General features: G+C 46.2%; 25 protein-coding genes and 2 other annotated features (1 of these 27 running past the window's edge). Of the genes, 22 read left to right on the top strand and 3 right to left on the bottom strand.

All coding sequences use genetic code 11. From position 1 onward, the window contains the following. The 16 genes from ACYVR3_RS04640 to rpmF form a co-directional block, all read left to right on the top strand. On the top strand, window positions 1-472 hold a 472-nt coding region (locus tag ACYVR3_RS04640), incomplete at its 5' end, for a DnaD domain protein (RefSeq protein WP_461243301.1). A 1-nt stretch (window position 473) separates the two neighbouring features. After that, the gene (dnaI, locus tag ACYVR3_RS04635; protein ID WP_461243300.1) at window positions 474-1,415 is read left to right on the top strand and encodes a primosomal protein DnaI; all 942 of its coding nucleotides are present in this window, start codon (window positions 474-476) and stop codon (window positions 1,413-1,415) included. A gap of 384 nt (window positions 1,416-1,799) precedes the next feature. Further along, the gene (thrS, locus tag ACYVR3_RS04630; protein WP_461243299.1) at window positions 1,800-3,737 is read left to right on the top strand and encodes a threonine--tRNA ligase; all 1,938 of its coding nucleotides are present in this window, start codon (window positions 1,800-1,802) and stop codon (window positions 3,735-3,737) included. Between the two features lie 999 nt (window positions 3,738-4,736). Beyond that, window positions 4,737-4,864, top strand: a sequence feature (ribosomal protein L20 leader region). 41 nt (window positions 4,865-4,905) lie between these two features. Next, a complete protein-coding gene (gene infC / locus ACYVR3_RS04625) occupies window positions 4,906-5,427 on the top strand; it encodes a translation initiation factor IF-3 (RefSeq protein ID WP_054737244.1) in 522 nt (173 codons plus the stop codon). A 30-nt stretch (window positions 5,428-5,457) separates the two neighbouring features. Beyond that, on the top strand, window positions 5,458-5,655 hold the full coding sequence (gene rpmI, locus ACYVR3_RS04620) for a 50S ribosomal protein L35 (RefSeq protein WP_054699968.1): 198 nt from the start codon (window positions 5,458-5,460) through the stop codon (window positions 5,653-5,655). A gap of 76 nt (window positions 5,656-5,731) precedes the next feature. Continuing rightward, window positions 5,732-6,085: a 50S ribosomal protein L20 gene (gene rplT, locus ACYVR3_RS04615; RefSeq protein ID WP_054737245.1), complete on the top strand. Its 354-nt coding sequence runs from the start codon at window positions 5,732-5,734 to the stop codon at window positions 6,083-6,085. Window positions 6,086-6,372: 287 nt separating this feature from the next. Then, a complete protein-coding gene (locus ACYVR3_RS04610; RefSeq protein WP_461243298.1) occupies window positions 6,373-6,915 on the top strand; it encodes a YqeG family HAD IIIA-type phosphatase in 543 nt (180 codons plus the stop codon). Beyond that, window positions 6,899-8,035 (top strand): ribosome biogenesis GTPase YqeH, encoded by a 1,137-nt coding sequence (gene yqeH, locus ACYVR3_RS04605; protein ID WP_461243297.1) that lies wholly within the window; start codon window positions 6,899-6,901, stop codon window positions 8,033-8,035. Before ACYVR3_RS04610 ends, yqeH begins: the two co-directional genes overlap by 17 nt. 14 nt (window positions 8,036-8,049) lie before the next feature. Next, window positions 8,050-8,367, top strand: a complete 318-nt coding sequence (gene yhbY / locus ACYVR3_RS04600) for a ribosome assembly RNA-binding protein YhbY (RefSeq protein ID WP_156301810.1) — start codon at window positions 8,050-8,052, stop codon at window positions 8,365-8,367. 29 nt (window positions 8,368-8,396) lie between these two features. Further along, window positions 8,397-9,029, top strand: coding sequence for a nicotinate-nucleotide adenylyltransferase (locus ACYVR3_RS04595; protein WP_461243296.1), 633 nt, complete (start codon window positions 8,397-8,399; stop codon window positions 9,027-9,029). Continuing rightward, window positions 9,022-9,630, top strand: a complete 609-nt coding sequence (gene yqeK / locus ACYVR3_RS04590) for a bis(5'-nucleosyl)-tetraphosphatase (symmetrical) YqeK (protein ID WP_461243295.1) — start codon at window positions 9,022-9,024, stop codon at window positions 9,628-9,630. Before ACYVR3_RS04595 ends, yqeK begins: the two co-directional genes overlap by 8 nt. A 15-nt stretch (window positions 9,631-9,645) precedes the next feature. Further along, complete coding sequence (gene rsfS / locus ACYVR3_RS04585) at window positions 9,646-10,002, top strand: ribosome silencing factor (RefSeq protein ID WP_054737249.1); 357 nt, start codon at window positions 9,646-9,648, stop codon at window positions 10,000-10,002. Continuing rightward, a complete protein-coding gene (locus tag ACYVR3_RS04580; protein WP_461243294.1) occupies window positions 9,999-10,742 on the top strand; it encodes a class I SAM-dependent DNA methyltransferase in 744 nt (247 codons plus the stop codon). Before rsfS ends, ACYVR3_RS04580 begins: the two co-directional genes overlap by 4 nt. Before the next feature lies 1 nt (window position 10,743). After that, the gene (locus ACYVR3_RS04575) at window positions 10,744-11,889 is read left to right on the top strand and encodes a nucleotidyltransferase (RefSeq protein ID WP_461243293.1); all 1,146 of its coding nucleotides are present in this window, start codon (window positions 10,744-10,746) and stop codon (window positions 11,887-11,889) included. 107 nt (window positions 11,890-11,996) lie between these two features. Beyond that, on the top strand, window positions 11,997-12,557 hold the full coding sequence (locus ACYVR3_RS04570) for a YceD family protein (RefSeq protein WP_461243292.1): 561 nt from the start codon (window positions 11,997-11,999) through the stop codon (window positions 12,555-12,557). A 67-nt stretch (window positions 12,558-12,624) separates the two neighbouring features. Then, entirely contained in the window at window positions 12,625-12,804 is a 180-nt protein-coding gene (gene rpmF, locus ACYVR3_RS04565; RefSeq protein WP_054737252.1) for a 50S ribosomal protein L32, read from the top strand. A gap of 894 nt (window positions 12,805-13,698) precedes the next feature. Here rpmF and adhP read toward each other — a convergent pair. Continuing rightward, window positions 13,699-14,718, bottom strand: coding sequence for an alcohol dehydrogenase AdhP (gene adhP / locus ACYVR3_RS04560; protein ID WP_057152169.1), 1,020 nt, complete (start codon window positions 14,716-14,718; stop codon window positions 13,699-13,701). A gap of 500 nt (window positions 14,719-15,218) precedes the next feature. Between adhP and ACYVR3_RS04555 the strand changes: the two genes are divergently transcribed. The 3 genes from ACYVR3_RS04555 to ACYVR3_RS04545 all read left to right on the top strand — a co-directional run bounded on the left by ACYVR3_RS04555 (window position 15,219) and on the right by ACYVR3_RS04545 (window position 19,053). After that, window positions 15,219-15,905 (top strand): response regulator transcription factor, encoded by a 687-nt coding sequence (locus tag ACYVR3_RS04555; RefSeq protein WP_054737253.1) that lies wholly within the window; start codon window positions 15,219-15,221, stop codon window positions 15,903-15,905. Further along, window positions 15,902-17,563 carry an ATP-binding protein gene (locus tag ACYVR3_RS04550; protein WP_461243291.1) on the top strand — a complete coding sequence of 554 codons (1,662 nt, stop codon included), beginning with the start codon at window positions 15,902-15,904 and terminating at the stop codon, window positions 17,561-17,563. Before ACYVR3_RS04555 ends, ACYVR3_RS04550 begins: the two co-directional genes overlap by 4 nt. Window positions 17,564-18,060: 497 nt before the next feature. Then, on the top strand, window positions 18,061-19,053 hold the full coding sequence (locus ACYVR3_RS04545; protein ID WP_461243290.1) for a hypothetical protein: 993 nt from the start codon (window positions 18,061-18,063) through the stop codon (window positions 19,051-19,053). 73 nt (window positions 19,054-19,126) lie between these two features. On the opposite strand, the gene yidC is transcribed toward ACYVR3_RS04545, so the two are convergent. Together yidC and ACYVR3_RS04535 are read right to left on the bottom strand one after the other, a co-directional pair. Beyond that, the gene (gene yidC, locus ACYVR3_RS04540; protein ID WP_461243289.1) at window positions 19,127-20,092 is read right to left on the bottom strand and encodes a membrane protein insertase YidC; all 966 of its coding nucleotides are present in this window, start codon (window positions 20,090-20,092) and stop codon (window positions 19,127-19,129) included. A gap of 115 nt (window positions 20,093-20,207) precedes the next feature. Then, window positions 20,208-20,483 carry an acylphosphatase gene (locus ACYVR3_RS04535; protein ID WP_461243303.1) on the bottom strand — a complete coding sequence of 92 codons (276 nt, stop codon included), beginning with the start codon at window positions 20,481-20,483 and terminating at the stop codon, window positions 20,208-20,210. Window positions 20,484-20,553: 70 nt separating this feature from the next. Here ACYVR3_RS04535 and ACYVR3_RS04530 point away from each other — a divergent pair, with 70 nt between their 5' ends. From ACYVR3_RS04530 to ACYVR3_RS04520, 3 genes are all read left to right on the top strand, one after another. Beyond that, window positions 20,554-21,327 (top strand): TrmH family RNA methyltransferase, encoded by a 774-nt coding sequence (locus tag ACYVR3_RS04530; RefSeq protein ID WP_461243302.1) that lies wholly within the window; start codon window positions 20,554-20,556, stop codon window positions 21,325-21,327. Window positions 21,328-21,472: 145 nt separating this feature from the next. Further along, the gene (locus tag ACYVR3_RS04525; RefSeq protein WP_057151938.1) at window positions 21,473-21,988 is read left to right on the top strand and encodes an HD domain-containing protein; all 516 of its coding nucleotides are present in this window, start codon (window positions 21,473-21,475) and stop codon (window positions 21,986-21,988) included. Window positions 21,989-22,020: 32 nt separating this feature from the next. Next, window positions 22,021-22,404 carry a winged helix-turn-helix transcriptional regulator gene (locus tag ACYVR3_RS04520; RefSeq protein ID WP_054736877.1) on the top strand — a complete coding sequence of 128 codons (384 nt, stop codon included), beginning with the start codon at window positions 22,021-22,023 and terminating at the stop codon, window positions 22,402-22,404. A 22-nt stretch (window positions 22,405-22,426) separates the two neighbouring features. Beyond that, window positions 22,427-22,614 (top strand) — a binding site (T-box leader); it runs 38 nt beyond the window's last position.

Here is a 22,614-nt window from a genome sequence, read left to right as displayed (position 1 = left end):
TGCCAACGCGTTTACACCGGTCACCTTTCTAAGCAAGCTTCACGAAGAAAAGCACAGTGATCTCGTTTCGGGTGAACAACGCATCGTGGAACAGCTCTTAGATCGTGGCAAACTTCCTGTACCAGTGATCAATATTTTGATCTACTACATTCTCAATGACCGGGGTTTTTCAACTTTATTGCAGGGACCAGTCGATACGACGTCGAATAGCTGGGCTGAACGCGGGGTTAAAACCGCGGAAGAAGCTGTGATTCAAATTCACGAATGGCATTTGGAAAAAGCTAAGCCAAAGCAGCGTAAGTCCTATAATCGGGCTAATGGTAAGCGACGGAATGTAAAGGAAACGTTGCCGGATTGGGCTAAAGAGGGGTATGAGCCACCGAAACAGTCGGCACAAGAAGTGAGTGATCGGAATGCGGAATTTAAGGAACGGCTTAACCGGTTAAAACAACGGTCGAAGGGAGATGACTAGGGTGGAAAATATTAGTGATGCGATGCGTCAGTATATGGATAAACATCAGCTCAACGAAAATTATCAACGGCTGATGGCATCGGTCTATCAAGATCCAACGGTCAAGGCATTTTTAGAGCAACATCGTGACCAATTGACGAACGACCAGATTGATCGTTCATCAGCGAAACTGTATGAGTTTGTGAACGAACGCCACCGACTCGAAAACGGTGAACCAACGTTTGCACCTGGCTATGAACCAACCTTGGTTTTGAACGACCACTTGATTGAAGTGTCTTATAAACCGACTGCTGATCAGCGTGCTAAGTTGAAACAACAGGCTGCCCGAAAACGAGTCAGTTCGGTGATGATGCCCAAGTTGATCAAAAACGCCACCTTTGACCAGTTTGAACCTGATGAGGACCAGCAGGGTACCGGGCGAATGGCCGCAGCTAATCAGGCGATGGCGTTTATTGACGCTTATATCGCTGATCGGAAACATTTTCATCAGGGGCTTTATCTGTATGGCAGTTTGGGAATTGGCAAAACCTACTTATTGGGTGCCATTGCCAATTACTTAGCGGATAATAACGTTCGAACAACGTTAGTGCACTTCCCGAGTTTTGCGGTCGAGATGAAGAGTGCCATTGGGAATAATCAGGTTGCTGAAAAAATGGATGCCGTTAAAAAATCACCAATTTTGATGATTGATGATATTGGGGCGGATGCGATGTCGGCTTGGATCCGGGATGACATTTTAGGCGTCATTTTGGAATATCGGATGCAAAATGAATTACCGACCTTTTTCTCGTCGAATTTCTCGATGAATCAGTTGGAACACGAGCATTTGGCACAAACGACAAATGGCGATGTAGAGCCGGTTAAGGCGAAACGGTTAATGGAACGGGTTCGCTTTTTAGCCCGGGAAGTTGTGATGGCTGGCCCGAATCGACGACCAAAATAAATCACGAAAAAATGAAACGGGTTCTTGACGAATCAATTTCAGCGTGGTTTAATGAGTTTTGTAATCATAAATTAAGACTTTAAATGTTTGAAAGACATGACTTCTACGAGCTCTCCAAGAGAGAAACGCCACTTCTGGAAGCGTTTTGTGAGCGACTTTGAGTTACCACTTTCTCGAATGTGTGGTGGCTAATACCACATCGGTAGCACCGTTATCGCTGAATGAAGGTTTGGTGGCACTTGCCCCAGACAAAGTTCGGGTGGAACCGCGTAGAAGACGTCCCGGTATGTACAAGTTTATTTGTGCATGCCGGGACTTTTTTTGTTCCACATATTCGAGAGTGACTTCGGCATTTGACAGTAATTTTAAAGGAGAAAACGAGATATGGCAGAAATTTCACTGCAATTCCCAGATGGTAATCAAAAGCAGTTTGATGAAAACGCAACTGCAAAAGACGTTGCGCAATCAATCGCAATCAGCTTGGCTAAAAAAGCCGTTGCTGGTAAGTTGGATGGCAAGTTAGTTGATTTGAATGCACCATTGAAGCACGATGGTAAGATTGAAATCGTGACCGCTAACAGCGAAGATGGGTTGAACGTGTTGCGTCAATCCGTTGCTTTGTTAACGAAGGTTGCGTTGAAGCAAAGCTTCCCAGAAATTGAATTTGGTGAAGAAACTGGCGACGAAAACGGCTTCTACATCGATACTGATAAGGCTGACGGCCAAGTGAGTGCCGATTCATTACCAGCCATTGCTGATAAGGTTCAAGGCTTAATCAACCAAAAGCTAGACGTTAAGCATGAATCAGTTGATAAAGCCGCTGCTTTGAAGAAGTTGGCTGGAACGAAGTTTGAAGCTAAGATCGTTGAAGACAGCGATGCTGATGCCTTTGACTTCTACGAAATTGATGGTGTTTCTGTTTTGGCAAGTGGGGTTAGTTTTGACAACACTGGCGCAATCAAGTTCTTCAAGCTCTTGTCTGTTGCCGGTGCTTACTTCGAAGGTAAGTCATCAAACCCAATGCTCCAACGGATCTACGGGACGGCTTTCTTCAAGCAAGCTGACTTGGACGCTGACTTACAAGCCCGCCAAGAAGCCCGCGAACGTGACCACCGGGTTATCGGGAACGACTTAGACTTGTTCTTCGTTGATCCTAAGGTTGGTGCCGGTTTGCCATACTGGATGCCAAACGGTGCTACCATTCGTCGGACGATCGAACGTTACATCATCGACAAGGAATTGGGTGACGGCTACGAACACGTTTACACGCCAGTTTTAGCTAACCTCGACCTTTACAAGACTTCAGGTCACTGGCAACACTACCGTGAAGACATGTTCCCACCAATGGACATGGGCGACGGTGAAATGTTGGAATTACGGCCAATGAACTGCCCAAGCCATATTCAAGTTTACAAGCACCACATCCGGTCATACCGTGAATTACCATTACGGATCGCTGAACTTGGGATGATGCACCGTTACGAAAAATCAGGTGCCTTGAGTGGGTTACAACGGGTTCGTGAAATGACCTTGAACGATGGCCACACTTTCGTGGCTTTGGAACAAGTTCAAGATGAATTCAAGAAGATCTTGCAATTGATCATGGACGTCTACAAAGACTTCAACATCAACGATTACACGTTCCGGTTATCATACCGTGACCCTAAGAACACTGAAAAGTACTTCGATGATGATGAAATGTGGAACCGGAGCCAAAGCATGTTGAAGGGTGCCATGGATGACCTTGGCTTGGACTACTACGAAGCCGAAGGGGAAGCTGCCTTCTACGGTCCTAAGTTGGATATCCAAACGAAGACGGCACTTGGGAACGACGAAACCATGTCAACTATTCAATTAGACTTCATGTTGCCAGATCAATTTGATTTGAGCTACGTGGGTGCTGATGGTCAAGACCACCGCCCAGTTATGATTCACCGTGGGATCGTTGGGACGATGGAACGGTTCATCGCTTACTTGACTGAAATCTACAAGGGCGCTTTCCCAACTTGGTTGGCACCTAAGCAAGTCACGATCATCCCAGTTAGCGATGACAAGCACGGCGCATACGCTGATGAACTTCGCAAGCAATTGTTGAAGGCTGGCGTTCGGGCCGATGTTGATCACCGTGGCGAAAAGATGAACTACTTGATCCGTGATGCGCAAACTCACAAGATCCCATACACGTTAGTTGTTGGGGATCAAGAAGTTGCCGACAAAGCAGTTAGTGTTCGTAAATACGGCGAACAAGACAGTGCTACTATGAGTGCGGATGCTTTCGAAGATGTTGTTTTGAAGGACATTGCTAACTATAGTAACAACTAATTAACGATATCGTTAATCGTATATAATAGTAAGAAGCCAGTTGCTGAATAGGTGACTGGCTTTTTTTGGGGTACGTTTGTGTCCAGCGTAAGCATTTTCAGTTTGTGAAATAATTCTGGCTTTCTGATAGTGAAGGATGCCGCGGGAGGCTCCGGCGCTATGCGAGGCTGGAACGCAGTAGCGGGCCTACGAGCTAGGAATGGAAGAAAATCACTTCCATGCCGGATCTCTCCGGACCCGCGTATGACTAAGGCACTCGCACCCCGAACCCCACGGGGCACGACTGCCTAAGTCATACCGACACTGCTGAGCCTCGCGCGCCTCCGCCTCCCGCTACATGGTGCGCTGTTGTCAACCAGAACCGCTGACCGTCACATATTGAAGTTGACGAAACTGTGTACCGGCAACGTTAGACAATAACTCGGCAACTGCAGAAGCAATTGTGGTCAATGTTCAGTAACCGCAATGAACTAACGGTTGCGTGATGCCGAGCTTCATCAGTTGACCGTCACGTCTATGTTGATTTGATAAGATGACGTTACCGTTCAACGCGTTTTGAGATGTTCTACGATAGTGCCGAATTGCGCAATGTGAGATTCCGGTCAGCGACTAGGTGGAAGCTGTGTCGCGATAATTGGTGGTTGTTGACGAACTTCCGACAACCGCCAATTATCGGGGACAAATTGAAGACTCGCACGGTTTTTGGCGAGGCTTCGATTTGAGGGCTGAGACCGTCCTTTGGCTCAGGCCGGCCCCACAGCTGGAACCTAGTCGCTGGCCGGAATCGTCAGTTCACACAAATCACATTTCACAAACTCACATCAATGATGCTTACGCTGGACACAAACGTTGGCATAATCATTTCTGATAGTGACTGTTTGCTTTTTCTAAAAAAGGGTCGACAACGGGGAGAGAATGGGCTATAATTCTTATTCGTGAGCTTTTGAAGTAACAACCGTTGACAGAGATTAGGATACATGGTATTCTAGTTGAGTTGATAAATGTAAGTAGAAGCACCCGCTTCTCGCCTTGTGGCTAACGCTGCTGGGCTGATACGTAAATAAACCGAACTTTTTAGTTCGGATATTTAACGGGTGCGCTGTTAGCACCCGTTTTTTATTTAGGTGGGACTTACGTTTGATTATTTTTCAAACTCACTCGGAGGTGAATGACCATAGCAAACGATATGATGGTTAACGAAGGAATACGCGCTCGCGAGGTTCGGTTGATTGCTGCAGATGGCGAACAACTTGGCATTAAGAGTAAGCGGGATGCGCTTCAATTGGCTGAAGATGCTAACTTGGATCTTGTTTTGGTTGCCGCAAAGGCAAAGCCACCAGTTGCCCGGATCATGGATTACGGGAAGTACCGGTTCGAGATGCAAAAGAAGCAACGTGAAGCCCGTAAGAAGCAAAAGGTCGTTAGCGTGAAGGAAGTTCGCTTAAGTCCATCGATTGATACGAATGACTTCAACACGAAGCTTAAGAACGCTAAGAAGTTCTTGGCTAAGGGCGAAAAAGTTCGTGTCTCAATTCGGTTTAAGGGCCGCGCGATTACCCATAAGGAAATCGGCCGCGAAGTTTTGAACCGGATGGCTGAAGAAACAAGCGATGTTGCAACCGTTGAACAACGTCCAAAAATGGACGGTCGTAGCATGTTTTTGATGCTTGCACCAAAAAACGAAAACTAGTTGTATAGTATTTGAGGAGGATTTTCGATTATGCCAAAGATGAAGACAAACCGCGCTGCTGCCAAGCGTTTTAAAGTTTCTGCCAAGGGCGGCATCAAGAGTGCGAATGCTTACACGAGTCACCGTTTCCACGGTAAGACCAAGAAGCAACGTCGTCAATTACGTGGGACTTCCATGATGGAATCAAACACGATTAAGAAAACTTACCGTCAATTACTACAAAAGTAATTCGGATAGTTTAAAACCAGAAACGATTAATCGTTTTTAAAACGATGATGACCGTAAGTATTAGGAGGAATTCAATATGCCACGAGTAAAAGGTGGAACAGTTACACGCGCACGTCACAAAAAGATTCTTAAATTAGCTAAGGGTTACCGTGGTTCAAAGCACCGTTTGTTTAAGGTTGCTAAGGACCAAGTTATGAAGGGTTACCAATACGCTTACCGTGATCGGAAGTCTAACAAGCGTAACTTCCGTCGTCTTTGGATTGCACGGATCAACGCTGCAGCCCGTTTGAACGGCTTAAGCTACAGCAAGATGATGTTTGGCTTGAAGCAAGCTAACGTTGAAGTTAACCGTAAGATGTTAGCTGACTTAGCTGTTAACGATGCCGAAGCATTCAAGGCATTAGCAGAAACTGCTAAAAAGGCTTTATAATTTTTAACCCTGAAACGAGGCTGGAGAGTATAATTTCCAACCTCGTTTTTTTGATGATTAAGGGTCACAGTTGAAGCTGATATAAGCTATAATAGGAAACAATTACAATAATGGATAGATGAAAATAAGCGTTATTGGTGGTGGCAAGAAACGCCTGTCGTTTTAGAGAGGTCGTTTAATCGCAATTGAGTTTGACGAACTGATTAGACGGTTACAGCGCTTTTCAATAGGAAAAGCCGATTTAATTGCGTATAATGGAAGCCGATAATGCATAAAGGAGTTTGCCAATGCTAGCACGATTTACCCCAACCTGGATGGTTCGGGCAACTTACGATATTGCACCTAAGACCTTAACAGCGCTTGGCGTGAAAGTCGTCTTTACGGATTTAGATAACACCCTCATTGCGTGGAATAATCCGTACGGAACTGAGGCTTTACGAGAGTGGATGACGGCCTTAGCGCGTGAACAAATACAGCTTGTGGTGGTCTCTAATAATTCACATAAGCGGATCAAAAAGGCCGTTGCACCACTGGGACTACCTTATATTTCACGAGCGTTAAAGCCGTTACCATTTGGGCTGAAACGGGCGTTGCGACAATATCACGTTCAACCTGAGGAAGCGGTGATGGTTGGTGATCAATTGATGACCGATGTGGCAGCTTCAAACGGGTGTGGGGTACGTAGCATTTTGGTTAAGCCAATTATTGATAGCGACGCTTGGACCACGAAGCTTAACCGCCAATTGGAAAAAATTGTGATGCGGGCATTAAAGCACCGGCATCCAGAACTCAAGTTTCGAAAGGAATTAATTAATGGACAACACAACTAATGAAGTACAAGTAGACGGCGAAGACCTATTTTGTATCGGCTGTGGGGCGCAGATTCAAACCACTGACCAGACGGCACCAGGGTATACCCCTAAGTCGGCTTTGGAAAAGGGGCTTGCTAGCGGCGAACTTTACTGCCAACGCTGTTTCCGACTCCGCCACTATAACGAGATCGTTCCCGTTGGCCTGACTGATGATGACTTTTTACGGTTATTAACGCAGATTCAGGATGCTAACGCACTGATTGTTTACGTCGTGGATATCTTTGACTTCAATGGGTCAATTATTCCGGGACTTCACCGGTTCGTTGGTGACAACCCCGTGTTATTGGTGGGCAATAAGGAAGATCTGTTGCCACAATCACTCAAGCGCTCAAAACTGCGTGATTGGTTACGCCAACGCGCAAATGAACAGGGGCTTCGGCCAGTTGATGTCGCACTCTTGTCGGCCAAGACTAACCATTCAGTGGATCAGTTCTTGCAAAAGGTAGACAAATACCGGGGCGACCGTGACGTCTACATCGTTGGGGTCACTAACGTTGGTAAATCAACGCTGATCAACCAAATTATTCGTCAAAACACGGGTGCGCGAGACGTCATTACCACTTCTCGCTTCCCTGGTACGACGTTGGATAAAATTGAGATTCCGTTGGGTGATGATCACGTCTTAGTGGATACCCCCGGGATCATTCATCAATCACAGATGGCGCACTTCCTAACGGGTAAGGATCTCAAAATCGTTGCGCCACAAAAACAAATCAAGCCAAAGGTCTACCAGTTAAATGATCAACAAACGATTTTCTTAGCTGGGGTTGCGCGGTTTGACTATGTGAGTGGGCCAAAGCATGGCTTCACGATTTTTGTTGAAAACAACTTACCACTCCACCGAACGAAGTTAGCGAATGCGGACCAGTTCTATGATAAGCACGTGGGGGATTTATTGACGCCACCTAACAGCGCAGACAATGATTTACCGCCACTGACCCGTCACGAATTCAAGATCACTGAAAAGAGTGACTTGGTGTTTGAAGGCCTTGGTTGGATCACCGTTCCAGCTGGCACCGTTGTTGCGGGCTATGCACCAGCTGGCGTTGGCGTTGTCGTGCGTAAAGCAATGATTTAGGTAATTAAAGGAGAATGAATTTGGATTTAAAGGGCAAACAAAAACGTTATTTACGGGCGCAAGCTCACCACTTACACCCCATTTTTTCAGTTGGTAAAAACGGGTTAAACCAAGCTTGGTTAGAACAACTGGATGGGGCACTTCAAAAGCGGGAACTCATTAAGATCAACTTACAACAAGCAGCTGAAGTGACCGTACCTGAAGTTCAGGCCTACATTGAGGACAACACCCACATTCAAGTTGTTCAAACGATTGGTCGTGTGTTGGTGTTATTCCAACCAGCAAGCGAAGAAAAGTACCAAGACGTGTCGTTAAACGTCATGAAGCTTTAATTTAACGCGCTAATAAGGAGAGAATCAGCATGGTAAAAGTACTGGAACGTACGAATACTGAGGTGGTCGAGCAGCTTGCAGCGAGCGTCAGCAACAAGCAGATCGGCATCTTGGGTGGCACCTTTAATCCACCTCACCTTGGCCATTTAATCATTGCGGATCAAGTGATGACGCAGCTTGGATTAGATCGGGTGTTATTCATGCCCGATGCGACACCACCACACGTTGACCGAAAGTTGGCGATCGATGCCGATGATCGCGTCAATATGGTGGCGGATAGCATTGCCTCAAACGAGAATTTTGGTCTAGAGTTGACTGAGGTTCAACGCGGCGGGTTGAGTTATACCTACGATACGATGTTAGAATTAACGCAAAAGCATCCCGAAAACAAGTACTACTTTATTATCGGTGGCGACATGGTGAACTACCTGCCGAAATGGCAACACATTGATGAACTGGTCAAGTTAGTCCAGTTCGTCGGAGTTCGCCGAGAAAACTATCCGGTGGATTCGCCGTATCCGGTACTTTGGGTCGATGTGCCGCTGATCGATATCAGTTCGACCATGATCCGAAGCCGGGTCAAACATGGCCAGTCCATTAAGTACTTTGTAACAGATCAGGTTGCCAAATACATTAAGGAGCGACAATTATACCGTGACTAATGAGCAGAGGTATTCAGATCAAATTACGACAATGACGCGTGATGAACTACTGGCGAAGATTCAAACCCAATTAAAGCCAGCGCGATTTGCGCACGTGCAACGGGTTGAAGCAACGGCCGTCCGTCTGGCAGCCAAGTATGGCGTTGATCAGGAAAAAGCGTCGATTGCGGGGTTAGTCCACGACTACGCCAAGCAACGGCCAGATCAAGATTTTATTGACGCCATCAAGGCCAATCAATTAGATCCAGATCTATTGAACTGGAACAACGCCATTTGGCATGGGGTGGTCGGTCCCGTCTTTATTAAAGCCGAACTTCACATTTACGATGAGGAAATTTTAGATGCTGTTCGGTATCATACAACCGGAAACCGGTTTATGACCCCGTTGGCGCAGATTATTTACATGGCAGACTATATTGAACCGAGTCGGGATTTTGACGGTGTTGAACAAGCCCGTTTATTGACGGATCAGGATCTAGCCTTAGCGGTGGCTTATCAAACGAAGCATACCTTGGCCTACCTGATTGCCAACAATCAACCGGTTTACCCTAAGACGCTGGCAACATACAACGCTTGGGTGCCACAAAGTCAATTAGATTAATTAAGGAGTGTCCACATGGATAGCAAACAAATTTTAGAAATTGCCGTTAAAGCGGCTTCAGATAAACGCGCCGAAAACTTGATGGCGTTAGATATGCAAGGGGTTAGTTTAATTACTGACTACTTTTTGATTACTGATGCAACGTCTGGTCGTCAAGTTCAAGCGATTACCGATAGTGTTCAAGAAGCAGCCGAAAATGCTGGTATCACTGTTAAGCGGATCGAAGGCCGTGATGCAGCCCGTTGGGTACTGATCGATTTAGGCGACGTCATGGTTCACGTGTTCCAAACTGAGGAACGTAGCCATTACAACCTAGAAAAATTATGGTCAGATGCACCACTCGTTGACTTAACTGACTGGGTCGAAGCATGATTTATCAGACCTTTGCCAAACTTTACGATGCGCTATTTGATCCGGACCTATACGATGACTGGCTTGGATTTGTTCAACGTGAGTTAGCAACGCCACAAGCCCCAATCTTAGAATTGGCGTGTGGGACGGGGCGGTTAGCTGTCATGTTAGCAAAGGCCGGTTACAACGTCACTGGGTTTGATTTATCAGATGAAATGCTGAGCTTAGCGGACCAACACGCGCAAGAAGCAAACGTTGAGTTACCCTTAATTCAAGGTGACATGCTCGATCTCAGCGAATTAGCCACTTATCAAACGGTGACCTGTTTCGCGGATTCATTCTGTTATTTACCGGATGAAACGGCGCTTTTACAGGCGTTTAAGCAGGTTGCGGCGCATTTGGCACCAACTGGCCAGTTTATGTTTGACGTGATCAGTCCGTACCAAACGGACGTTGTTTATCCAGGGTACATGTTTAATTACCGGGATGAAGACCAGGCGTTCTTATGGTCGAGTGAGGCAGGAGAAGATCCCCATTCAGTTGATCATGACCTGACGTTCTTCACGTATAATGAGGCTAAGCAGGCTTACGATGAGGTTGCTGAGTTGCACCATGAGCGCACCTACTCACTGGCGACTTACAAGCGACTATTACAGCAAGCAGGGTTTTCAGCCGTTCAGGTTACAGCTGATTTTGGCCGACAACCAGTGACTGAAACCACGACCCGGTGGTTCTTCGTGTGTGAAAAAGGAGCCCGGTAACATGGCGCAATCAACACTAGGGATTATTGCAGAGTATAATCCGTTTCATAACGGTCACGCCTATCAATTGCGGGCTGCGCAAGCGAAAAGTAGGGCAGATTTGACGATCGTTGTCATGAGCGGTAATTGGATGCAACGTGGGGAACCAGCGCTATTGGATAAGTGGCAGCGCGCCAAGCTGGCGTTAGCGGCTGGTGTTGACCTAGTGGTTGAATTACCGTTTCAGTTTGCGGTGCAACCCGCACACTTATTCGCCGCTGGAGCGGTCCAAATTTTGGCAGCGTTAGGGTGTGAAACCTTGGCATTTGGTGCGGAACATCCTGAGCTGGATTTTGCCAAGTTGGCTGCGCACCAACCGATTGCTGAAAAAAGCCATTTTAAGCAGTTTGATGAAACTTACCCAACGCTGTTCAATGATTACTTACAAGAGCAAACAGGGCTCAATTTAAGGGCTTCAAATGATATCTTGGGGTTTACCTACGTTGTGGCGAACCAGCAATTGGCGCAACCCATGACGATGTTGCCGATTCAACGCCAGACGAGTGATCACCAAGCAGAAACCGTGGCGGATGACGCGCGCATTGCGAGTGGCGCAGCTATTCGAGCAGCAATTGCGAATGGACAATGGTCAACGGTTGAGCGCATTGTACCGCCAACAACGTATCAAGCGTTACAGGCTGAGACGTTGCTCTCGTGGGATACTTATTGGCCGTACTTGCGATATCAACTCGTGAGTCAACCAATTGAACAGTTACAACGATTGTACCAGATGAGCGAAGGCATTGAGTACCGATTGAAGCGGTCGGCGATGCAGGCGACGAGCTTCGCTGATTTTTTGCGGTTAGCGAAAACAAAGCGATTTACTTACGCTCGGCTGCAACGTCTCTGTGTCTACGTGTTAATGCAGGTGACTCAAGACCAGTTGCCGACCACGTTACGCTATATCCGAGTTTTAGGCTTTAACCAGCGCGGCCAACGTCATTTGAACCAAGTTAAAAAAACGGCACCGGTACCGTTGATCACCCGGGTGACGGATGATTGGTTAACAGGACCCTACGCGCTTGATGGGCAGGCCGGTGAGTTACGGCAACTGGTGACTGGCATCAATCAAGATCAGTTGCAACACCCGATTCGACTTGAAAATTAATCGTTAGGGTAGTTTGTTAAATCTATAAAAGACTATCAAGCAAATTACCTTGACAAGCTAAAATAGTATCGGTATAATAATAAAGTTGCGTTAGGAGGATATTTGAATTGAAATTGTCGTTATCCGAGTTACAAAAAGACTATCGACATGAACCGTTGAAATTCGACGACGTTCTGGATTTAAAGGCGGCCTTAATGGACCGTTATCCGGACGAAGTGCTTGACGTAACCCCGGTTCACATCAGTGGGCTTGCAAGTGTTGAAACTGGCGGAGATGTGATGCTAGTTGCACACGTTAAGGCAACCCTGACAGTGCCATCGACGCGGTCCTTGGCACCCGTTACCTTACCTGTTGAGTTTGACATCACCGAGTTTTACATTGCCAGTCAGGCAGGGTTAAACCGGTATGAGAAGACCGACGTGGTCATGGTCGTTACTGATGATGTGATCGATGTGGATAAAGCAATTGCAGATAACCTGTTATTGCAGATTCCAATGCAAGTGTTGACGCCAGAGGAAGAAGCAACCGGCGTGTTGCCAGAAGGCCAAGGCTGGACGGTTTCAATCGAAGGTGAAGCGGATCCCGAAGCGGAGACCACTCAAACTGTTGATCCACGTCTTGCAAAGTTGAAGAATTTCTTTGATTCAGATGACTCAAAGAAGGACTAAAATCGCGTAAGACTTAAAAATTTTTCACTAGTGGATAAATTATTAAATTTCAAAGGAGGTGTTTGTTTTGGCAGTACCAGCACGTAAAACTTCGAAGACGAAGAAACGGATGCGTCGAGCAAACATTAAGTTGCAAGTGCCTAACTTGAGCGCTTGCCCAAACTGCGGTGAATTACGTCAATCACACGTTGTTTGCCCTAGCTGCGGCTTCTACGACGGCCGTCAAGTTGTTAAGACTAACAACTAGTTCAACTGAAAAAACACCCATGAGAACCGCGGTCTCTGGGTGTTTTTTTGTTGTCTATTTTGTTGTCTAAAGGATTATAAATTTTTGAAGTTGGCTGATTACCTAGAAATCAGAAATTGTTCTATATTGTATGTTAATAGCTTTTATTGATAGCTGTTGTCGCTTGTGTCCAGCGATAGTGTGCGGAGCGAGACGGGTTGAGAGCGTAGTGTAAGGGTACTTCGGTGAAAGCGCCCGGGTCTGGCGGTTTTATCGAAGTGCACTTACATGCAGCTCTCAGTCTCGCGCAGCACTATTCGGCGTGGTGGCCAGAAAGCGCGTGGTTGGCAAGTTTCTATAACTTCAGGAACCCTGGAAATGACAGTTTAAGTGGCGCCGAATTCTGTAGCCTGAACGAGCACTTTTCAATGCGGCTTTGGCGAGCGAAGCGTCGACAAACAGCCAACACCCAAATCGCACCCAAATCGCACCCAAATCGCACCCAACACTTACGCTGGACACAAGTGACAGCGTGCAGTGCGATAATATAACGTGCAGTGAGTAGCCAAAAAACGTCCCTAACCAGTACATAACCGTGGTTAGGGACGTTTACTTTGATCCGGTAAGAAGAGGGGTTAGGCGTTCTTCTTAGCGTTTTCAAGTGATTTCATGATTGAAGGGTTCTTTGAGTGACAGTCCTTGATCATGTTTAAGTCAGCTTCGCTGAGCGTAACCGTGTATTCAGCCATTGTTAAGCCTCTTTTCTTATGTAATGCTTTAACTATAGCACATTTAAAATTTAAAGTGCAACTATCGGTTGAGGGCACTTTGAATAGGACTAAAATAGAAACCAAAAAAGCCGTAATTCCCAGAATGAGAACTACGACTTAAATCGATTTTATCCGAAGTTTAAATTTATTCCTTAGTGAAATCGATAACCATCCGGCCGACGATTTGGCCAGCCTTCATTTCATCAATGATGTCGTTGATTTCGCTTAAGCGACGAGTTTGGACGATAGGGTGAACCTTACCTTCGGCACCAAATTGGAAGGTTTCGGCAAGGTCTTGACGAGTCCCAACAAGTGAACCGGCAACTTGGATCCCATCAAGCACCGTCTTGGCGATGTTTAATTCCATATCGCCTTGAGGAAGAGCAACGGCAACCAAACGGCCATCTGGACGTAAGGCGTTAACTGATTGGGTAAAGGCAGACTTGTTAACGGCAGTAACTTGCGCGTTGTGGACCCCACCAACTTGCTTTTGGATTTCTTCAGCAACGTCTTGCGTGTGACGGTTGATTAAAATATCAGCGCCATTATCCTTGGCAGCCTTTAACTTATCTTCGTTCCCATCAACGGCAACAACGTGAGCACCAAAGACGTGCTTAGCATATTGGATAGCCAAGTTACCTAAACCACCGGCACCAACAACTTCAACCCATTGACCAGGCTTAGTTTGACCAACTTTTAAAGCTTTGTACATGGTAACACCGGCACAGGTTAATGACGTTGCTTCGACTGGATCAAGGCCTTCAGGAACCTTAACGGCGTAGTTAGCATCAACGATAACTTGTTGTGCCATGGCACCATCAACAGTAAAGCCGGCGTTTTGGACGTTACGACAAAGGGTTTCGTTACCCGTTAAACAGTATTCACAGTGACCACAGCCCTTGAAGAACCAAGCGATTGAGACCCGGTCGCCAACTTTTAAGTTTTCAACGTCATCGGCAACTTGTGAAACGATTCCGACACCTTCGTGACCGATGATCCGGCCAGGTACAGCGCCGAAGTCGCCAGCGGCAACGTGCAAATCTGTGTGACATAATCCACAATACTCAACGTCAACTAAGGCCTCACCGTGGTGAATTGGACGAAGGGTAACATCTTTGATATCAACGTAGCCATCTACTGAATCACGTACAACTGCTGCTTTCATAATTAAAATAACCTCTTTCTCGTTTATGATTTCACAATGTTATTTAAACACAGGTTTTCCAAAAGTTCAAGTGATTTTTTGAGCAATCATAATTCTTTTCAAAAATTTATCCTATTAAGAAAGAGTAATGATTATTTTCAAATTAAAAAACTGGTGATTATGGATTAAATTAAACGTCTCAGCGTAAAACCGTTAAAAAATGAGAATTCAGCTCACATCATCGTTGTGGTAAAGCCCGTTAATATGGTATTATGAGAATTGCAATTAGACGTATTCTCTCTATATGAGAGTCTAAGAAATCGCTGTTTTTTACGGTCAGTCGAGATTAGAATTTAGACAAGTGGCTATTAATAGAATCGTGTAGCTTGATGAGACGATTCGGTTAACGGTCACGATGCTAAATCGGGTCATAAATTGAGCAGTAATTAGCACTGGTTTAACTACTGTCGGCGTTTCACATTAAAACGTAAAAAAATTTGGTTATGAGGAGTTCGTTTAAAATGAGTCGAATTTTAATTATTGAAGATGAAAAGAACTTAGCACGGTTTGTTGAATTGGAATTAAAGCATGAAGGTTACGAGACTGAAGTTCAATTTAACGGTCGGACAGGGTTAGATGCCGCATTGGCTGAAGACTTTGATGTTATTTTGCTTGATTTAATGTTGCCAGAATTGAACGGGATCGATGTTGCTCGTCGAATTCGCGAAGTCAAGAGCACCCCAATTATCATGATGACTGCACGGGATTCAGTGATCGACCGAGTTTCTGGGTTTGATCATGGTGCTGATGATTACATCGTTAAGCCATTTGCGATTGAAGAATTATTGGCACGAGTTCGGGCACTGTTGCGGCGGATCCATATCGAAAGTGAACAAAAGGACTTTAAGCAGACCACGGTCACTTACAAGGACTTGACGATTGAAAAGGAAAACCGGGTCGTTCGTCGTGGCGATGAAGTGATCAACTTGACGAAGCGCGAATACGAATTACTGTTAACGTTGATGGAAAACGTGAACGTTGTTTTGGCGCGTGACGTCTTATTAAACAAGGTTTGGGGTTACGAATCCGAAGTTGAAACGAACGTGGTTGACGTTTACGTGCGTTACCTCCGAAACAAGATTGACCGGGCGGGTGAAAAGAGCTACATCCAAACCGTTCGTGGTACTGGGTACGTGATGCGTTCATGAGCGAGACACCAATTCAGGCTCCAACGGCTAAAAAGCGTCGATTATCAGTAAAGTGGAAATGGGCGCTCGGCACAGCTGTCGGCGTCTTTATCATTTTCTCAGTCTTTTCCTTGCTGTTGTTCAAGGGCCTTTCGGGGGTCTTGCTTCAACAAGAAAAATCGCATGTAAACAGTACGGTTGACACGGTTTTAAGTCGGGTAGATAACCTACAAGGCCATTTCACGACTAGCGCGGTTGGGACAGCATTACAACCAACATTGAATGAGCCGAGTGGGTCGATTCAGGAGAGCACGAATATTTATCAAAATACCGTGATTACGGATCTTTCTCGAGATAGTACCGGTGTGACGGTATTTGATGCCAAAAAACAAGAAATTTTTACATCACGTGAAAATCAACTCAAGAATGAGAAGCTATCCAAGACGCGCCGCATGAAGTTAGTTAAAACGAGCGGGTTTAACGGCTTGGTGAGTCAAGCGCCGGTTTATTCAAGCAAAACGCATGAACTTTTGGGTTACGTGCAAGTGACGAATTCCATGGGCGAGTATAAGGCAGCACGACAACGGTTTATTTTGATCTTGTTAGTCCTGCTGGTATCAGCGGTATTTGCAGCTTCCGTCTTTAGCTATGTATTGGCAGCGTACCTGTTGCGGCCAATCACCGCGTTGAACCAAACGATGTTGGCGGTGCGCTCAGATCCTCAATCTCATGAACGGGTACCGGCGTCGACTCACGGCGATGAGCTATCGGATTTAAGCAACTTATTCAACGATATGCTGGATCAAATGCAACGCTATATTGATCAGCAACAGCAATTTGTTGGGGACGTTTCTCATGAATTGCGGACACCAGTTGCGGTGATTCAGGGTCATATTGAGATGCTCCAGCGTTGGGGGAAGGATGATCCGGAGATTTTGAATGAATCTCTGAACGCTTCGATGCAAGAAACTAAGCGGATGCAGAGTTTGGTCACCGAAATGTTAGACCTCACCCGGGCTGAACAAGCTGAAATTACGATGAATCATGAAACCTCGGACGTCAAAGAAGTGGTTAACCAAGTCTTTAACGACTTCAAGATGATCCATCCAGATTTCACGTTTATCTTGGATGATGACGTCAAACGGCATGCCTACTCACAAATTTACCGGAACCACCTTGAGCAAGTGTTGATTATCTTGCTGGATAACGCCGTTAAATACTCGGTGAACCGGCACGAAATTCACGTTTCACTTTCTGAAAGTGGCCGAGCAGTACAGGTTGCCGTTCAAGATTTCGGTGAAGGGATTTCTCAAGAAAATATGGACCGGGTCTTCAATCGATTCTACCGGGTCGATAAAGCGCGGAGTCGGAATAAGGGCGGTAACGGTTTAGGTTTATCGATTGCGAAGCGGTTGATTGAAGCCTACAAGGGCACGATTGGCATTGAAAGTGCCGTTGGAGCAGGTTCGATTTTCCAAATTGAACTGCCACTGATTTCTGAAACCGAAAAGATTCAACTGGATCATGCTAAAGAAGAGGACGAAGAAGAACGAAGCGTTGCTGAAGCACCAGTTACCAACTTAGGTGCGAATCCAACTGCGTCGACTGAATCTTCTGAATCAACCGATATTCCTGGTGTTTACCGGGCTTCTGATACAGAGCATCATGATGATGAATAACTAGATTATTGGAGTTGAGCTGACGTTGTTTGTTGGCTCAGCTTTTTTGCTTACGTTTGTGTCCGGCGTAAGTGTTGAGTGTGATTTGGGTGTTGGCTGTTTGTCACAGCTTCGCTCGCCAAAGCCGCATGAAAACCGGCGCTCTCAGGCTACAAAATTCGGCGCCACTTAAACTGTTATTTCCGGGGCTTCTGAAGTTATAGAAACTTGTCAACCACGTGCTTTCTGGCCACCGCGCCGAATAGTGCTGCGCGAGGCAGAAGGTTGCATGTAAGCATGACCCAGCCAACCTACCCGAACCCGGTAGCTTCGCTGGGTCATGCTTACACTCCACCTTCTAACCGCCTCGCTCCGCACACTTACGCTGGACACAAACGTAGCCAGACAGTAACTTGCGTTTATCTTAATTTTAGCCCCAAATAACGGCAAATTAACTCAGATAGGGTATGCTTGACTTACAGAATTAAGACCTATTGATTAGATCGGAGTGACGAAGCATGACACGGGAGATTTGCCCGAATTGTGGTTATGAACTTAAAGAAGCATTGCCGTACTGTCCGCAGTGTGGTGAACCGCTTGAAACTGAAACAACGCAGAGTCGCCAGACCCGAAGTCAGGCGCAAGCGACAAGTTCGGAGACGACATCACGAACACAGCGTCAGCGGTCGGTAGGGGCCGATTGGCGGCGTGGCTTGGTACCCAGCCGGGAACACCTACAACAGGTTCGAGAATTTTTTGAACAAAACGTGTGGGGGTTGTTGGTGGCGTATGGGTTATCGTTGGTCTTCAATGGCCTTCGGTGGTGGATTTTCGCCATTTATTTGATTTTATGCTATGGTTTCCCGTTATTGACGGGACGAACTAAATGGTGGGGCAAACAGACGACTCAGCAGGATCGGCCACATACGTGGGAAGCCGAATCAATTAGAAGTCAGTTTACGGAGCGTCCTGAAGCAGACGTTGAACTCGAACAACCGCATTTCACAGATCACGAGGAACAACCTCAAGCAACGACAAAGCAGGCACATCGACCAAAATTAAATTTGATGTCAAACGGTGAATTTCGCATTGGGAGCATCTTGGTGATTCCGAGTTTGATCATCTATCTAATTGGGCGTCATGGCTTTGTGACTAGTAGCCAAGCAAGTTCAATTTTTGAAACGACGAATTTAGGGCTGAATGGTTATTTCTACGTGCTTGGACTAGGCGCATTAGGCATCGGGGTTGCTTGCGTGTTGGGTGGGCTCGTAAAGGGACTGACCCATCACCGGCGCGGTGGCCAAAAACTAAAACGTTGGGCAGTTCTCGTTGCCCTGTTCACCATGTTGATGAGTGTCGCAATGTTACAAAATGCCTCCGCAACGGTGACGTCAGTAACATCAATCGTGACCACGATTGGTACCTTTTTGATTCAATGGTTACCATGGGGCGCAATGATTTTATATGCGTTAGGCATCGGGCAAAATTTAATTACCAGACAGCAAGCATAAAAAACGGGACTTACGATTACGACCGAAGAAGGCCGCAATCGTAAGTCCCGTTTTTTATGAGTTGTGAATAAGCTTAATCGTTATGTGGGTGGTGCTGTTGTTTACCAGCATTCCGATTTCGATTCCGATTAGTTGTATTAGTCGTTGAAGCTTGACTGGGTTGTGAAGCCGTTGTTGCCGCTGCATCGTCAGTAGTAGTAGCAGTCGCTGGTTCAGCAACTGGGGCTTCTTCGACGATCTTTGGCGGATTTTTCTTCATTTCAGCTTCGATTTCGCGACGAATCCGTGGCCGGTACAAGTTAATGATCAGCGTTTGGATGCAGGCGAAGATCCCACCGATGAAGAAGTAAAGACCTAAACCAGCTGGGGCGCGCATCGTGATGAATAAGATGAACACTGGACTGATGACCAAGGTGATCCGCATTTGCTTCTTTTGTTCTGGTGGCATCCCAATCATTGAAAGGTAGCCTTGAAGCAGGTAAACCACGAAGGAGAGGATCGCCAAAAGAATTGACGGTTTCCCCAACGGAATCCCCATAAAGGAACTTGAGGATAATTCTGGTGAATACTGAATGGCGGCGTAAAGGGCGGCGAAAATTGGCATTTGGATCAGTAATGGTAAACAACCGATCCCACCAGTCATGCTGATACCGTTATCTTTATATAACTGCATCATTTGTTGACCAGCGGCAGCCTGTTCTTCTTGGGTTGCTGCTTCTTTTTGCCGTTTTTGAATTTTTAACATGTGTGGGCGAATGGCCGACATCTTTTCTTGTTGCACGGTTGAGCTTCGGAGCTGCTTGACCATGAGTGGCAACAGTACCATCCGAACGACCACCGTGACCACGATGATGGCCCAGCCATAGGAGTGATTTAACAGGTGTGCCAACCATTCCATGACGTGTTGACCAGGAACGGCGAGGTAGTCGTAAACCATGCCGTAGGGTTTACCACTCTTCGTACGGCGGACACAGCCACTGAGCAACAGGAGTAGGGCTGGGAGTGCCAGACCTAACTGTAATTTTCTTTTTGATTTCATTTGAGTTCCAGTCAATCCCCTTCTAAATAAGTAAGTTCAATAGGCTCGGGGTAACGTTTAAGCCGAACACTAAAGATAACAACAGGATAAATATTACTTGATATGAGCGGGTATTTCAATCGGTAATGCGAAATTTCTTAAATGACTCAACCGGTTGCGGTTGGACTTTCAGCTCCGTTACATGGCCGTATGGGGTTGGGGACCGCTTAATCGCCGCGATGAATTGGTCGAGGATGGGTTGCTGGTCGGCCTGGGCGCGAATGGTGACACTGCCATCGGGATTGTTTTTAACCCAGCCCGTCACGTGATAACGGGCAGCAACTCGAGCAGTCGCCCAACGAAAACCGACGCCTTGAACCCGCCCGGTCACTAAAATTACAACTGATTTGATATGCTCACCTCCAAAGCGTGTTACTATATAATAGTATTCTACAGAATTCGGAAGGACGACACCACATATGATTGAAACAATTACGTCGATTCAAAATGCAAAGGTTAAAAAATGGCAACATTTAACCACTAAAAAGGGTCATCAAAAATTCCACCAATACCTCGTTGAAGGCTGGCACATCGTTGGTGATGCCATTACGGCAGGCCAACCAGTCGTCCAAATTGCGGCAACGGCAGCCCAACTTGAACAACATCAAGCTGATTTTCCTAATAACGTTGAACAGTTTGAGATCAATGATGAAATCGCTAAAAAATTATCAGATACAGTAACGCCTCAGGGCATCTTTGCGGTGATCGATATTTTACCGGCTAACCACGTCACCCCAGATACGGTGAGCGGGGCTTGGCTGTTATTAGATCGAATTCAAGATCCTGGTAACATTGGCACGATGGTTCGGACGGCGGATGCAGCCGGTTTTAAGGGCGTTGTTTTTGGTAAGGGAACGGCTAGTCGTTACACACCAAAAGTGATCCGGTCGATGCAGGGTAGTCAGTTCCACGTCCAATTAACTGAAGGTGATTTAACTGAATGGGTTACAACGTTAAAAGACCGTCAGATGCCAGTTTACGGCTCGGCACTTGATGAACAGGCCAAGGACTACCAAACCGTCACCAATCAGGCCGATTTTGGGTTGATTATGGGCAATGAAGGTCAGGGGATGTCAGCCGACTTAATGGCGGCCACCACGACTAATTTGTACATCCCAATCAAAGGGGACGCCGAATCACTTAACGTTGCAGTTGCGGCTGGCGTTTTGATGTTCCAGTTAAACCATGACCTATAGACAACCGGTTAGTCTGGCGCACTTATTAGGGTGAACCTTAAGATTACCGAAAGTCGGCGATTTGGAGAGCCTCACGCTTGAATTTTAGACGACAATCCGCTATAGTGTAGCCAAGTGAACTTACTTTAAGTAAAGGAAGCATTCTATGAAGAACAATAACTGGCGCCAAGATTCAGAGTACGTTGCCTTGGTGAGTGATTTACTAGCAACGCCTGAAGTGCAGAAGTTGGCTGATTATACCCAACACCACCACTCCACCCGTTTGGACCACTCGATTGCGGTTTCTTATGAAAGTTATTTGATTGCTAAGAAGTACGGCTTGAACGTACGGGCAACTGCTCGGGCGGGGTTATTGCACGACTTGTTTTACTATGATTGGCGGACGACCAAGTTTAACCTTGGCTCACACGCCTTTATCCATCCACGAGTGGCGCTTCGTAACGCCGAGAAGCTAACGGAACTTAGCCCAATGGAAAAGGATATCATTTTAAAACATATGTGGGGTGCAACTGCGGCAATCCCTAAGTACCGGGAGAGTTTAATTGTTGGTTTAGTGGACGATGTTCAAGCAGTGACCGACTTTTTCATGCCGCTACAACAGCGGTTCGCAACTTGGCGACGGAAACAATTGAGCCGAGTATTAAATCAAATTGAAAAGTGATCGTTTTTTCGGGGGACGTTGGAGGTAAAGAGATGGATCAAGTAATCGATAAGCAAACAAACGCCGTCAACTTTGAGTTATGCCCAAAGTTTGAATGGACGTTTTCAATTTTAGGTAAGAAGTGGAACGGCCTGATTATCGACGTTTTGTTGAACTTAGGGCCACAACGCTTTAAAGATATCGCCCATCAAGTCACCAAGTGTTCAGACCGGGTTTTAGTTGAACGCTTAAAGGAACTTGAAGCAAGCGAAATCGTTGAACGCCGAACGTTTGAAGATTCAGCGTTGATCGAGTATGCCTTGACTGAAAAGGGCCGGGATCTAGCTGATGTGATGTGTTCTGTACACAGCTGGTCTGAAAAATGGTGTGACCAAGCAACCGATTCTAAGGTTGACCAATGCCACCAACCGCTGTAAACTAATATGCGTGCGAATTGAACAAAATGCAACGAAGAAAGAGTAGTAACTCGAAGTCACTCACAGCGACGGGGATGGTCGATGAGATTCCCCGGTTTGGGTTCGAATGAATTCACTTTCTGAGCAGGGATTGGGCGGCCATCAGCGCGATGACCAAATAATCTACCGGTTAATCTACCGTTATCCAATTACCGAGTGTACTTAATTTAA

The organism is Secundilactobacillus muriivasis (assembly GCF_054785195.1).
Note: the sequence above shows the minus strand (reverse complement) of the source record. Positions and strands in the feature narration are given on the sequence as shown.